General features: G+C 44.5%; 13 protein-coding genes. 3 read left to right on the top strand and 10 right to left on the bottom strand.

Going from position 1 to position 13289, the window contains the following annotated elements; translation table 11 throughout:
* Nucleotides 1-3: 3 nt before the first annotated feature.
* From ACRRSX_RS03215 to kduD, 9 genes are all read right to left on the bottom strand, one after another.
* Nucleotides 4-1770 (bottom strand): sodium:solute symporter family protein, encoded by a 1767-nt coding sequence (locus tag ACRRSX_RS03215; protein ID WP_432454661.1) that lies wholly within the window; start codon nucleotides 1768-1770, stop codon nucleotides 4-6.
* 810 nt (nucleotides 1771-2580) lie between these two features.
* On the bottom strand, nucleotides 2581-3357 hold the full coding sequence (locus ACRRSX_RS03220) for an IclR family transcriptional regulator (protein ID WP_432454660.1): 777 nt from the start codon (nucleotides 3355-3357) through the stop codon (nucleotides 2581-2583).
* Nucleotides 3358-3481: 124 nt separating this feature from the next.
* On the bottom strand, nucleotides 3482-4321 hold the full coding sequence (gene kduI / locus ACRRSX_RS03225) for a 5-dehydro-4-deoxy-D-glucuronate isomerase (RefSeq protein ID WP_432454659.1): 840 nt from the start codon (nucleotides 4319-4321) through the stop codon (nucleotides 3482-3484).
* Nucleotides 4322-4596: 275 nt separating this feature from the next.
* A complete protein-coding gene (locus ACRRSX_RS03230) occupies nucleotides 4597-5220 on the bottom strand; it encodes a bifunctional 4-hydroxy-2-oxoglutarate aldolase/2-dehydro-3-deoxy-phosphogluconate aldolase (RefSeq protein ID WP_432454658.1) in 624 nt (207 codons plus the stop codon).
* Between the two features lie 11 nt (nucleotides 5221-5231).
* Nucleotides 5232-6161 carry a sugar kinase gene (locus tag ACRRSX_RS03235; protein ID WP_432454657.1) on the bottom strand — a complete coding sequence of 310 codons (930 nt, stop codon included), beginning with the start codon at nucleotides 6159-6161 and terminating at the stop codon, nucleotides 5232-5234.
* Between the two features lie 174 nt (nucleotides 6162-6335).
* On the bottom strand, nucleotides 6336-6977 hold the full coding sequence (locus ACRRSX_RS03240; RefSeq protein WP_432454656.1) for an RpiB/LacA/LacB family sugar-phosphate isomerase: 642 nt from the start codon (nucleotides 6975-6977) through the stop codon (nucleotides 6336-6338).
* Nucleotides 6978-7019: 42 nt separating this feature from the next.
* Nucleotides 7020-7340, bottom strand: a complete 321-nt coding sequence (locus ACRRSX_RS03245; RefSeq protein ID WP_432454655.1) for a cupin domain-containing protein — start codon at nucleotides 7338-7340, stop codon at nucleotides 7020-7022.
* Between the two features lie 15 nt (nucleotides 7341-7355).
* Entirely contained in the window at nucleotides 7356-7874 is a 519-nt protein-coding gene (locus tag ACRRSX_RS03250; RefSeq protein ID WP_432454654.1) for a YgjV family protein, read from the bottom strand.
* Between the two features lie 30 nt (nucleotides 7875-7904).
* Nucleotides 7905-8666, bottom strand: a complete 762-nt coding sequence (gene kduD, locus ACRRSX_RS03255; protein WP_432454653.1) for a 2-dehydro-3-deoxy-D-gluconate 5-dehydrogenase KduD — start codon at nucleotides 8664-8666, stop codon at nucleotides 7905-7907.
* Nucleotides 8667-8922: 256 nt separating this feature from the next.
* Between kduD and kdgR the strand changes: the two genes are divergently transcribed.
* From kdgR to ACRRSX_RS03270, 3 genes are all read left to right on the top strand, one after another.
* Nucleotides 8923-9705, top strand: coding sequence for a DNA-binding transcriptional regulator KdgR (gene kdgR, locus ACRRSX_RS03260; protein WP_432454652.1), 783 nt, complete (start codon nucleotides 8923-8925; stop codon nucleotides 9703-9705).
* Nucleotides 9706-9781: 76 nt separating this feature from the next.
* Nucleotides 9782-11644 carry a DUF294 nucleotidyltransferase-like domain-containing protein gene (locus tag ACRRSX_RS03265; RefSeq protein WP_432454651.1) on the top strand — a complete coding sequence of 621 codons (1863 nt, stop codon included), beginning with the start codon at nucleotides 9782-9784 and terminating at the stop codon, nucleotides 11642-11644.
* A 10-nt stretch (nucleotides 11645-11654) separates the two neighbouring features.
* The gene (locus ACRRSX_RS03270; protein WP_432454650.1) at nucleotides 11655-12365 is read left to right on the top strand and encodes an exonuclease domain-containing protein; all 711 of its coding nucleotides are present in this window, start codon (nucleotides 11655-11657) and stop codon (nucleotides 12363-12365) included.
* A 90-nt stretch (nucleotides 12366-12455) separates the two neighbouring features.
* Here the strand turns inward: ACRRSX_RS03270 and ACRRSX_RS03275 are convergent, their stop codons facing one another.
* Nucleotides 12456-13214 (bottom strand): S1 family peptidase, encoded by a 759-nt coding sequence (locus ACRRSX_RS03275; protein ID WP_432454649.1) that lies wholly within the window; start codon nucleotides 13212-13214, stop codon nucleotides 12456-12458.
* Nucleotides 13215-13289: the final 75 nt, after the last annotated feature.

Raw genomic sequence — 13289 nt, forward strand, 5'->3', positions numbered from 1 at the left:
TAATTATATTGCAGACACCGCAGTCGGTTGTTTCACATCCAACTTCGCGCTCTTCTTCAGGGCGTAGCCCACTGCAAATATTGCTGCCGCACAGGCCAAGAAGAGTAGGCGTCCCCATAATGGATTTGGAATGAATACCATTAGGGTTAGACCAGCTGCCATATAAATTACCAAGCTGCCCAGTTTTGCACGTTGCATCCGATCAACAATGTCTTGTCCTTCTTCTGCGATACATTCCCGGTCTACATCTTCGAAGAAGTCCTTAGTTGTCGCAATATAAGGGTCTTTCGCTTCATTGTAGAATAAGGTTGTGATGCAGAAGAAACCAGCGGTGAAGATCAAGTGTGCTGCAATCGTAATAATGGTGCGTAGTTCGCCTGCTTCACGACCGGTAATGCTATCGATGCCGAACCAAGTGGCTACAAACTGTGGTGTGAAGATTTCGACCACAGACCAAGAGACCAACATACCCACAACTACCGTAGCCCAAGGAGCCCACTTCGGTGTTTTACGAATAATGATACCGAGGAATAAGGGGACTAGGATCGGTGATTGGAGTAGCGTGGCGACTTGCATCATTAGGTCGAATAAGCTTAAGTGCTTCAATGAGTTGAAGAACTGAGCCATCAAAATAACTAAGACACCGTTGACTAAACAAGCGATTTGACCCACACGTAGTAGCTCTTTGTCGTCAGCTTGTCCTTTACGAACAATGGTGGAGTAGAAGCTACGTACAAAAATACCTGAGTTACGGTTAAGCGCCGAGTCCATCGAGGACATTGTCGCCGCAAATAGACCTGCCATGAGTAGACCTACGGTACCTAAAGGCATGGTTTCTCGAGCGAATACCAGATATACCGCATCGCGAGCCTTCGCCCCTAACTCTGGGTAGGCCGCGGCCGCATCGGGATATAAAATGGCTGATGCCCATGGTGGAATAAACCAAATAATAGCACCAACAACCATCATCACGAGCGCCATTAAAGCGGCTTTGCTGGCGTTCTTAGAATCTTTAGCATTTAGAAAACGGTAAGACTCCTGCATATTGTTGATACTTTGTAGCTGTTTCACCACGAAGAAGATGAAAGTACACACTAATAACAGCGGGTAGTTCATATCGGGGCCCATAATGAAGCCACCGGGGAATTCGTTGATGATTTCGCCTGGGCCGCCAACGGCATAGAGCGCAACGCCTGCACAGGCGATAGAAATCACAGCGACCACTAAGGTTTGAATGAAATCAGATGCGACCACACCCCATGCACCACTCAGCAATGAAATCACCAATACTGCTGCACCAGTGACGTAAATAGTGGTGATAATGTCGGCATGGAACACTGCAGAAGCAAAAACCCCTAAACCATTCAGCCATACGCCAGCATTAATCACGCTCAAAGGAATGATTACCCAGGTGAAGAATTGCTCATTGGTTGAACCATAACGACGTCTAACGCCTTCGGTTGGGGTGTCGACTCGCATTTGGCGAAAGCGACGTGCAAAATAGAAGTAGGCAAAAACATAGGCGACCATGTTGCCGATAAATACCGCGAGTACCGCGAAGCCATCGTTATAGGCTTTACCAGCCGCACCGGTAAAGGTCCAAGCTGAGAACTGAGTCATGAAAGCAGTTGCTCCCACCATCCACCAAAGCATTTTACCGCCCCCACGGAAGTAATCGCTGGTACTGTTACTTGCCATTTTTTTGAAGATTAAGCTAATCGCAACCATTAGTGCAAAGTAGCCTGCAATGACTAAATAATCATATGTCATGGTTAAATCCTAAACGCTAAATTAATTGCAGGCATTATAAGGTAAAAAAGAAAACGGTATTTGATAAAAATCGAAACATCGGTTCATTATTTGTGTTTTACGTTTAAAATGTGATCTTGATCACTGTGCGCCTGCTTGCGATTATTTTCGATTTTACCTCTCATTATTTAGTATTTTATCCCCGACAAACCGTTGTTGTGCCTTGAAGGCGGGTACTCGTTTGCAAATTAGTCCTCCAAGGATTTGCCTTAGAGTTCGATCTGGAACTCTGTTGAATTTCAAAACAGCTAGGTTATTTCATCACAGACGTCGTGTGGTGTTTTCATTTAGCTTGTATCGGTTATCTAAACTGCGCTTGGAGCTGTTCTCTGAGTAGAAACGCAATGGTTTGGCATTCCCACAATGAGCAATTGATCCAGAACGTAGATTGATTTGTGCGATTTTAATATTGATAAGTGTGGCAGCGTTTAGGAGTTGCACCATCAATAAATTCACGTGTAAAACAGTATTTCAATAATATTAATTAGCATATTCAATATATATGAATGCATAAAAATAGAAAGTGTTTGCTTGGCAAAGTGTGAAGCTTGTTTAGGCTTTTATACTGCGAGGCCAATGTACTCGTTTAGGCGCGTGTTTTTGTCTGGTATTTGGGCTTGATATTGGGTTGGGGAGACAGTTCTTGGTGATTAAACATTTGGTTTGCGAATAAGCTGCGGTAGTTGGTTGATTCAGCGAGGCTCATTTTAGAGCAGAGACTCTCGCTTGTTGTGGGTTAACATTTCGGCCAAGGCGATATTCTTTAATTTTTTAAGCCTCAAGGCTCAAATTGTGGCTTAATTTTTTGGCCATTTTGAGTAGTTGCTGTCGGGTATGCTCTAGGTCGTCGACAGGATGATGTACGGTATTTTCATTTAAACTAAGAAACGGAATGGTCGCTACCGCCAGTAACCCGCCGTGAACATTTAAGATGGGTACGCTGATGTTGGTCACGCCGGAAATTTGAGGGCTGGGGCCAACAAAGTAGCCCTGCGCTAAGGTTTGTTCGAGTACGGCTAAAGCCTGATTTTTTTCGTCTGCTGTGTCTTCAAGCTGGGCCAAAATCTGGTTTCGTTGCTGGGGGTTACTGTAGGCGAGTAGGATGATCCCTGAACCAGAATTACAGATACTAAGCTTGGCTCCGAGTCGAAGGCTAAAGCCCATCTTGTAGGGACTTTCTTGGCGAGCGATAACCACCAATTCACCATGTTGATAGTGGCTCAGATGGCAGGATTGATTGACCCGATCACAAAGCTGTTCAAGTAAGGCTGGGGCTTGTTTTAGTAATAGCGCGATAGGGGGGTGTTGATTCGACAGAGTAAACATTTTTAGGGTTAGTGAGTAGGTTGCACTATCCAAGTCATAACCGAGGTAGTTTTTCTGTTCTAGCAGCAATAACATGCGAAATATTTCGTTGACACTACGCCCCAGCTTTTCGGCGATTTGTTTTTTACTCAGCGGTTCGGCTTGGGTGGCGAGTAGCTCAAGTATTTCTAAGCCTTTTTCTAGCGCTGGCGCTCGGTATTCAGGAGAGGGGGTATTTTTCATAGCTCGTTCAGGAAGGTCCTATGCAGGTGATGCTTCACGAGGGATCACAGAGATCCTCTGGTGTAATTGAAGGCAGAGTGCCAATTTTGACACTCTGCTTGCCACATTGGAAGCTTGGTTTGAGCTAACGTAGTTGGCTTGTTTCTACAAAATCCATGTCGTCAAAGGTTTGATTCTCGCCCACCATTCCCCAAACGAAGCTATAGTCTTTGGTGCCGCAGCCGGAGTGAATCGACCAGCTCGGCGAGAGCACTAGTTGGCGGTTATTCACCACCAAATGGCGAGTTTCTTGGGGTTCCCCCATCATATGGAAAACGACTTGGGAAGGTTGAATATTAAAGTATAAGTAAGCTTCCATACGCCGTTCATGGGTATGGGCTGGCATGGTGTTCCATACGCTGCCGGGCTGCAGATGAGTGACCCCCATACATAGCTGGCAGGTGTCTAGTACATCTGGGTGGATATACTGGTTGATCACTCGTTCATTGGCGGTATCTTGCGAGCCGAGTTCAATTTTAATGGCGTCATCTAATGATATTTTACGTGAGCTAAATTGCTGGTGAGCGGGGGCGCTAAGACAATATAACAAAGCTGGATTTTCGGGATTTAAGGATGTAAATCGAATGTTTTTTTCACCCTTGGCCAAATAAGCTGCATCTAGATGACCCAGCGTGTACTGTTCGTTATCACTTTCAACCAAGGCCTTACCACCGAGATTGACAATACCCAGCTCGCGGCGCTGCAAGAAAAAGTCGGTACCGAAAGCTTGGTTATCGATAAAGTCTGCTAGCTTGAGTACTTGCGTAATGGGTGATACTCCGATCGCGACAATTCGATCAATGTGGCTATATACCACTTGGATCTGATCTTCGATAAAGAGTTGCTCGGTTAGGAATTCCTCGCGTAAGCGAGCGGTGTCAAATTGTTTGACATCTCTTGGATGACTGGCGTGTTTAATAATCATAAGAACCTCATTCAATAATTATATTGAGTGTAGTGTCTATTTAAATATGATCAATTCGATTTGTATATGAATGATGTTTTTGTGAACGCGATCATTGTTGCTTACGATCAATTAAATCAACGGGATGCTGCGTTGCTTGGTATATGCGAGGATTCGGAAGCTGAGTGACGAATGACGAGGTAAGATAATTGGGGCAAAAAAAAGACGCCTAAATGAGGAGTAAAGGCGCCAAGAGACTATGATAGTCAAAGTTAAGTATTGGAATTATGAAGGAATTAGTCGATGATCCCGGCCACTTCGCTGACCAGTTTAGCAAGTTCATCCCATTGCTCATTGTCGATCAAATCGTTTGGAACCATCCAAGTACCACCACAGCAAAATACGCTTGATAGTGCCAAGTAATCGTTCACGTTTTTGGGATTTACACCACCAGTAGGCATAAATTTAACGGGGTAAACTGCTGCTAATGATTTTAACATTGCGACGCCGCCAGATGCTTCCGCTGGGAAGAACTTAAGCGTTTCAAGACCCATTTCCATCGCCTGTTCAACCAGACTTGGATTATTCACACCAGGAACAATAGTTACATTGCGTTGCTGGCAGTATTTAACTGTGCTTGGGTTGAAACCAGGGCTGACTACAAAATCTGCACCTGCATCCATCGCTTGGTCAACTTGTGCAGGTGTTAGTACGGTACCGGCACAAATTAGCATTTCAGGGTAAGCTTCACGCATTGCTTTGATTGCGTCTGCTGCTTGCGCAGTACGGAAAGTTACTTCGGCGCAAGGTAGGCCGTTTTCAATCAGTACTTCTGCTAATTTTACTGCTTTAGAAGCATCGTTAATTGCGATAACGGGTACAACTTTGATCTCGCTAAGGCGTTGATTGATGGTTGTCATGCTTGTCTCCATTAAATAGTTGGCATTACGTCGCGAGATATTACCGCGCCGCGATGTTGAATTACATTTCCTGCTAGCACATGGCCTGCCTGAGCCGATTGTTGCATATCGCCACCAGTGAGTCGTTTTGCTAAATAGCCAGCACTGAATGAATCGCCAGCGGCCGTGGTATCTACGACTTTATCGATTTTATTCGCGGCGACCTCAGTTAAGCCATCTTTATCTACGACATAACAGGCTTCTGCGCCACGTTTCACAACAATCTCGGTTACGCCCAATTGTTGGCTGCGTTCAATGGCTTGTTGTTCATTGGCATCACCCCATAATAGTACTTCATCATCGAAGGTGAGGAAGGCAATATCGGTAATTGCTAGTATGCGCTTATAGAAAACCTGCGCTTCGGCGGCTTCTTTCCATAGTGCTGGGCGATAATTGTTATCAAAGACAATTTTTACCCCTTCGTTACGGCACATCGTGAGCACTTCAATTAAGGCTTCACGGCTTTCATCAGATAGGATCGCTAAGCTAATACCGCTTAAATAGATCATCTGGTGCTGGCATAAGTCTTTTGCGAGTGCACTTAATTGCTGATCTTTGATCCAATATTTTGCTGCTGAATCATTCCGCCAATAGAAAAAACTGCGCTCGCCGTCATCGGCAGTCTCAATTGCGTAAATGCCAGGCAGCTTTTCTTTAGAAAGATAGACCATCTCGGTATTAATGCCTTCTTCTTTCCAAGCCGCGAGCATTTCAGAACTAAAAGGATCAAGCCCTAGTCCGGTCACGTAAGAAGTCGTAATACCGTGTGGTTTGGTTAAACGAGATAAGTAAACAGCGGTATTTAAGGTATCACCGCCAAAGCCTTGTTCGAGAGAACCGGCAACTTTTCTTAGCTCGACCATGCATTCACCGATAATGGCTACACGGGAAATTTGGGTCATTAGAATGCTCCTGATCATTTATTGCCGCGATTATACACAATTTCGGGTGGCTATAAATAAAAATTAAAACGATGTTTCATTAATTTGTGATGAAGGTCTAAGTTGTATCATAAAAAAATGGCTAACCTCATCGAGGCTAGCCATTTTTAATGTTCACGCTAAATTTTAGGTTGTTTAGCCTAAAATTGATTTTACATAGGCTTCGATTTCTGGCACTTGGCAGTTGTCGAAGAAACATTGTTGGAAGCGCTCACCAGAAACTGCAGTTTTCACTAATTCTGAGTCAATCGCTTTCAATGTATCTAGGTAGTTTTCTTTAACGACAGCAGATTTAACCTCGTTAAGGATCCCAGCATTGCGTTGTTGTGGTTCTGCACGCTCTAGTGGGTAACCTTGACCACGCTCACCAGTGGTGAAGGCTTTTTCGAAGATATAGCGAACGTTTAGCTCAGCACCCCAGCCAAAACCTTTCGCAAACGCTAGTGCTAAAGCATTACCGTTGTTGATTTGGTTGAATAGGAAAGCATCAGAAGGATCTAAACAGTAACCACATACCACACCTGGGTGGATGTTGAGTGACATCATCGCACCTTGGCCAGTACCACAACCAGTAACGACAAAGTCAACCGCTTTAGAGTTGATAAGGATACTCGCCATAATGCCGAGGTGGATGTATGTGAGGTGATGGTCGTTTTCATCGCTCATACCCACGTTGTAAACAGGGTAGTCTAGTCCACCAACAACTGTTTGTAGTTGGTCTAGTACTGTTGCGTTTTTGCCAGCTTGGCTATTTTCCATCATTAATGCAATTTTCATTAAATTCTCCTGCAGTATTTGCTGCGATAAATTAAAGTGTGATTAAACGAAGTCTTTACGCATAGGGGTGAAGTTGTCGATCAACACACCCGCTTCTAGGCAGACACAGCCGTGTTCAATATTTGGCTGTTTATACATGGTGTCACCGGCTTTGACGACTTTTACTTCATCACCAATGGTGAATTCGAATGCGCCCGACATGACGTAAGTTAATTGCTCATGCGGATGGCTATGCATTGGGCCAATGGCTCCTTTTTCGAAGTGCACTTCAACCGTCATGATGTTATCGCTATAAGCAAGAACTTTACGAGAAACGCCTGCTCCGAGGTCTTCTAAAGTGATTTGGTCGTTAAATACAAACATAGTTCACCTAATGTGTTAGTGATTAAGGGTCAGCGCTTGGCGACGTTCACGGGTTAAACGGTAGATGGTGATCAAGTTCATATGGATCACGGTAATTTCTAGGAGTGTTCCACCAATGGAGCCCACCGTTATGTTGTTGATTAACCAACAACTAGCCCCTGCGAGGAAGCCGAGTCGCATCGGAATACCTTTCAGTACAAATACCGAGTAGGTTCCGATAATCGTGCCTAGTATCGGCCAGAGATCCCAGAGGGTATCGGACATGTAAATGCCACTGGCCAAACTAATGCTGATAAATACCACCGCAACCTTTTTCGATGAAACATAAATCGCGGTTGCGGTTCGTAGCGCAGAAAGTAAAGCGCTGAGCGCAGAAACGACTGAGCCCAGCAATAAATAGTGTACGAAATGGTTGAGATTGAAGATTAACATCACAATCTTCAGGGTTTTATCATTTTTCTGATAAAAGGTTGATATCCCTAAAGCAAAGCTCACAAAACCTAATGCTTGCGCAAAAGATAAATCAACCACCATTATTTTAATTACTCTCTTTTTTTGTCGCGTTTAGCGTGATAACCAGCCGCCGTCGACAGCAATGGTATAACCGTTGATGTAGTCAGACGCTTTAGACGCAAGGAATACACAAGGTCCTGCTAAATCTTCTGGTGTGCCCCAGCGAGCAGCTGGAATACGGCCAACAATTTCGGCATTACGGGCTTCATCGGCACGTAAGGCAGTGGTGTTGTTTGTCGCCATGTAGCCAGGGGCAATCGCATTTACGTTGACGCCGTGAGCAGCCCATTCGTTGGCCATAAGACGAGTCACACCCATCACGCCGCTTTTAGATGCGGTGTAAGAAGGCACGCGAATACCACCTTGGAAAGATAGCATTGAGGCGATGTTGATAATTTTGCCGCCTTCACCTTGTGCGATAAATTGCTTGGCAACTGCTTGAGACATGAAGAATACAGACTTGATGTTGATGTTCATCACGTCGTCCCAGTCTTGCTCTGAGAAATCAATCGCATCGTTGCGGCGAATAATACCGGCATTGTTTACCAGAATGTCGATACGGCCAAATTCTTTCACGGCAGTTTCGACAATTGATGGAATGTCATCTAACTTCATCAAGTTGGCGCGAATGTCGATAAATTTACGGCCAGTTTCCGCCATTTTTTCGATGGTTTCGGTGGGTTCAACAATGTTTACACCAACGATATCACAACCCGCATTAGCTAAACCTAATGCCATGCCTTGGCCAAGACCAGTATCACAGCCAGTTACAATGGCCACTTTGCCTTGTAAGTTGAATGAATCAAGAATCATGTTATTTCCTCTAAACTACCTAATTTAGTGATAGCTTCAATTGAAGTGTCACTATTAATGCGCTCAATATACCAACAAATAGAACCGCTTTCCATTTATTTTTGAAATTACGTTTTAAAAAAATTGGTAAGAAGGCATAAGTAATCGTTGAATTATATGCGCGGTTTCAAAATTCTGAAAACCGTTTTCAAAATTAGTGGTCGTTCGCAAAGCTTTGGTTATAATGTCAACAAACATAGTTAAGTAAGGGAAAGTAATGGAAAAGGCAACTCAGCCTGAGGCGGTATCGTCGGTATTAAAGGTGTTTAACATCCTGCAAGCCTTGGGCGAGCAAAAAGAGATTGGGGTCTCTGAGCTATCACAACGTCTCATGATGTCTAAGGCAACTACCTATCGTTTTTTACAAACGATGAAGACCTTAGGCTACGTCTCTCAAGAGGGGGAAGCTGATAAATATTCTTTAACCCTTAAGTTATTCGAGTTAGGCGCTCGGTCATTAGAATATGTTGAGCTGATTGAATTAGCCGATAAACAAATGCGGCATATCTCCGAGCATACTAATGAAGCTTTGCACTTAGGTGCCTTAGACGAAAGCTCCATCATTTATATTCACAAGATTGATTCGGGTTACAATCTACGTATGCAGTCGCGTATTGGTCGCCGTAATCCTTTATACAGTACTGCCATTGGTAAAGTATTGTTGGCCGGGCGTGAAGAGAGCTTTGTCCGTGAAGTTCTTACTGGTGTGGAGTTTATTAAACATACTGATAAGACTTTAGAAAATACAGAACAGCTACTGGCGGAACTGCAAGTGGTTAGACAGCAGCACTATGCGGAAGATAACGAAGAGCAAGAACCTGGACTCCGTTGTATTGCAGCCCCTATATTCGATCGTTTTGGTAACGTGATTGCAGGTATTTCTATCTCTTTCCCGACCATCCGTTTCGATGAAAAGCGCATGTCTTATTATGTCGGCTTATTACATAAGGCCGGCAAGAATATTTCTGAGCAACTGGGTTATCAGCATTATCCAAGCTAAAATCCGCAGCCTACGGGCTGTTTTTTTTGTGCCAACTTAGTATGTAAAACGCTGTTTCATTTTTAATGGGTTTAAAATGGGTACCTCCCTTACTATCAATGTTTTTGATTTTCTCGTGAAGCTCGATCCTTTTGATCGCCTACCAACAGCTCTGGTGGATAGCTTAGCTAATTCAGTGAAGGTGAGTTACTTAACTCAAGGTGAAGAGATACAGTTTAGCGCTCAATGTGAACAACGTTACTTATATATTATTCGCACCGGGGCGATCGAGCAACGTCTGAAAGACGGCGAATTACGTGCTCGTTTGGGCAAAGAAGATCAGTTTGGTTTTACTTTCTTAGGCCCTTTAGATAAAGCAGAAGATGGTTATCGTGCGGTTGCCATTGAGGATTCCTTACTTTACTTAATTCCTCATCAGCAGCTACAGCGGATCTGTCAAGAATATCCAGAGTGCGAGAATTATTTTGCCACGCAAGCTTTAGTTCGTTTGAGTTCGGCGGTGGATTATTCCCGTAAAGAGGATAATGGTCTGTTCTTCCGTTCGGTGGGAGAAGTTGCGAGTAAAAACATTGCGATTGTCGACGCCGATACCCCGATCCAAGAAGTCGCTCGTGTCATGTGCGGTGAGCAGCGTAGCTCTTGCGCAGTGGTCAAGCAGGGCGACGACATTGTGGGTTTGGTGACGGATCGCGATATGACCCGTAGTGTGGTTGCTACGGGGATTGACCGCAGCTTACCTATCCAGCAAGTGATGACGCCACAGCCGACGCTGATCCAGAGTGATGATAAGGTGATCCAAGCCATTTCTTTGATGTTGCAGTATCACATTCGTTGCTTGCCTGTATTAAAAGGTCAAAAGGTGGTGGGTTTACTTACCACCTCTCACTTGGTACATAATCACCGTACTCAAGCGTTATTTTTAATTGAAAAAATAAAATATGCCAGTTCGGTGGGTTCGTTGGCCACCTTAAAAGACGAGCGCTTGTCGATTTTTGAGTCTTTGGTTGACAGTGGGGTTAGCGCCGAAATTCAAGGGCGCGTGATGTCGATGATTATGGATGCTTTTACGCGTCGTTTAATTCAACTCTGTGAGGAACTACTTGGTCCTCCGCCAGTGGCATACGCATGGGTGGTGGCAGGCTCGCATGCCAGAAATGAAGTCCATATGTTATCCGATCAAGATAGCGCCATTGTCCTGGCCGATGAGATTAGTGCCGCTGATAGAGTTTACTTTCAGCATCTTGCGATGAAGGTATGCAATGGTTTAGCTGCCTGTGGTTATCCATTGTGTGATGGTAAGTATATGGCGGCTACCGCTCAATGGTGCCAGCCCTTAAGCCGATGGAAAGCCTATTATCAAAAGTGGGTGGCTAGCCCAGAATACAACAAATTATTGAGTATTAGCGTCTTTTTAGAAGTTCGTGCGATCTATGGCGAGCATGAATTGGTTGATAAAATGCAGCAGTATTTACATCAGTGTATTCAGCAGAGCCGTAATTTTATTCCTGCCTTAGTCAAAGACGCAGTTGATACCCAACCTCCGTTAGGGATTTTCAATAATTTGGTCCTGGAAAAGGGCGGAGAGCATAGTAATACTTTAAATATTAAGAAATTTGCCTTGAACCTGATTATCGATTTAGCCCGTATATTCAGTCTCGCTGCGGGAGGATCGCTGACCGGAACCGAGGAACGTTTTCGCTATGCTGCGGAACAAGGCACGCTTTCTCAGGATAGTTGTGACAACATTATTGGCGCTTATCATTTTATTTCGCAAGTTCGTTTTATTCACCAGATGCACGCGATAAAGGCAGGTAAAGAACCGAATAATCATATTGCGCCTGCTTTATTTAGCAGTTTCGAACGAAAACATCTTAAAGAGGCCTTTAAAATCATCAGTGAGCTACAAAGTGTAGCCAAATTGCGGTTTATTAAGGCGTGAGCGAAAAACCATGTTTAAGACGCTGAAAAGAACCTTTGCTAAAAAGCTGTCCCCAGAAGCGCAACGTTTAGCGATGCTTGCAGATCCCACGTGGTCATTTGGGATCCGCCAATATTTATCGACGCCTTTGCCCGCGCTTACGGCTGCATTTAACTCACTTCAGTTTTTGGCTTTAGATTTTGAAACCACAGGGGTTGATCCTCAAGAAGACCGAATTTTGAGTATCGGTCTGGTGCCGATGAGTCTTGCTCAGATAGAAATCGCTGAAGCGCAAGAGGTGTTCATTGCGCACGGGCAATACATAAAAGCGGATAGTGCAAGAGTAAACCAAATTACTCCGCAAATGCTTGATGGGGGGCTACCTTTAGAAGAAGGCATTAGTCTGTTATTTCAAGCTTTATCAGGTAAGGTGTTATTGGTGCATGGCGCTTGCATCGAACGAAATTTTATAGATGCTTACTTTAAACAATACCTTGGCATTGAACACTGTCCTTTGTATATCATTGATACTTTAGCGATTGAAAAGAAACTCAGTTATTCGGGGAGAACTGGCGCACATAAGAGTTTTCAGCTGAATGATTTGCGTCGTCACTACGGTTTACCTGACTACGTTTCTCACTCCGCCGCCAGTGATGCCTTCGCTTGTGCTGAATTATTCATGGTTCAGTGTAAGAAGTTGAATATAGCAGCTACGACTTCCCTGCGAGATTTACATCTCTAACTTGAGCATGGCGCTTCTGGCCATGGTTGAACAGGCCATCACTGATTCTGATCAGGCTCTTTAAAGGCCCGCTGGCTATAGCATGTTGCTTTACTGTGGTTTGACGGTTGCTAATAGTTGCTTCAAGTATTTCACGGGTATCGCGTAACTGATTGCACTGGGGTTACTTAATACCGCTTCTTTAGTTGTTTTGACAAATACTTTGTTGATGATGCCTATGACTTCGCCCGTATCTGGGTGGTATAGCGGACTTCCGCTATTCCCTGGATAGGCAGTAGCGTCGAGCTGATAGACATTATAGGGCGCTTTCAATCTTTTGAGTTGAGCAGGGTTTAATTCTCGAGCTGAACGCGCAGGTATCACGACCGGAGTAATACTGGAAATGATACCGCGGTGAGTGACAGGATAAAGTCCAAGTACTGCCCCGATAGGAAAACCGGTAAAGGCATATCGCTCGCCTTCCCTTACCGTTTGGTTTGACACGCGCATTGGCCTTAAGGGTTCTCCTTCAATTTTCAGGAGTGCGAGGTCGTGCTGTTGATTACTTGCCAGCAAGGTTGCGTACCTTAGTTGGGGAGACCGACCTTGGCCAACAAATACCACTAAGCGTTCTTTTTGTTGTTGATTTAAGGTTTTGGGAATGACATGGGCATTGGTCGCGATGACATTGCCGCTAACGGCAAATCCGGTACCACGTAAGGTGGCTCTTGGTGAGTTTAATTTGTTGAACGTTCCCACGCCGACCACCGAGGGCTTGATCTGCTCAATGGTATCGGCAAGTTGGCTTGATGCGGTGCTACTGTATAGCGCCAAGATGATAAGACTTACGATGACTGGAATGAGCCGCATATAGAGTTATTCCTTGAAATGCTGCCTCATATTAATTTTTACTCTAGGCTAGGGCAAGCTAGTATGAAAAGAACA

The organism is Agarivorans sp. QJM3NY_30, assembly GCF_050870855.2.
Lineage (GTDB): Bacteria > Pseudomonadota > Gammaproteobacteria > Enterobacterales > Celerinatantimonadaceae > Agarivorans.

Coding starts and splice junctions, on each gene's coding strand:
- ACRRSX_RS03250 (WP_432454654.1), bottom strand. CDS start 7,874: ATGGTGGTTGATTTATCTTTTGCGCAAGCATTAGGTTTTGTGAGCTTT.
- kdgR (WP_432454652.1), top strand. CDS start 8,923: ATGGAAAAGGCAACTCAGCCTGAGGCGGTATCGTCGGTATTAAAGGTG.
- ACRRSX_RS03235 (WP_432454657.1), bottom strand. CDS start 6,161: ATGACCCAAATTTCCCGTGTAGCCATTATCGGTGAATGCATGGTCGAG.
- ACRRSX_RS03245 (WP_432454655.1), bottom strand. CDS start 7,340: ATGTTTGTATTTAACGACCAAATCACTTTAGAAGACCTCGGAGCAGGC.
- ACRRSX_RS03275 (WP_432454649.1), bottom strand. CDS start 13,214: ATGCGGCTCATTCCAGTCATCGTAAGTCTTATCATCTTGGCGCTATAC.
- ACRRSX_RS03230 (WP_432454658.1), bottom strand. CDS start 5,220: ATGACAACCATCAATCAACGCCTTAGCGAGATCAAAGTTGTACCCGTT.
- kduI (WP_432454659.1), bottom strand. CDS start 4,321: ATGATTATTAAACACGCCAGTCATCCAAGAGATGTCAAACAATTTGAC.
- kduD (WP_432454653.1), bottom strand. CDS start 8,666: ATGATTCTTGATTCATTCAACTTACAAGGCAAAGTGGCCATTGTAACT.
- ACRRSX_RS03270 (WP_432454650.1), top strand. CDS start 11,655: ATGTTTAAGACGCTGAAAAGAACCTTTGCTAAAAAGCTGTCCCCAGAA.
- ACRRSX_RS03215 (WP_432454661.1), bottom strand. CDS start 1,770: ATGACATATGATTATTTAGTCATTGCAGGCTACTTTGCACTAATGGTT.
- ACRRSX_RS03220 (WP_432454660.1), bottom strand. CDS start 3,357: ATGAAAAATACCCCCTCTCCTGAATACCGAGCGCCAGCGCTAGAAAAA.
- ACRRSX_RS03265 (WP_432454651.1), top strand. CDS start 9,782: ATGGGTACCTCCCTTACTATCAATGTTTTTGATTTTCTCGTGAAGCTC.
- ACRRSX_RS03240 (WP_432454656.1), bottom strand. CDS start 6,977: ATGAAAATTGCATTAATGATGGAAAATAGCCAAGCTGGCAAAAACGCA.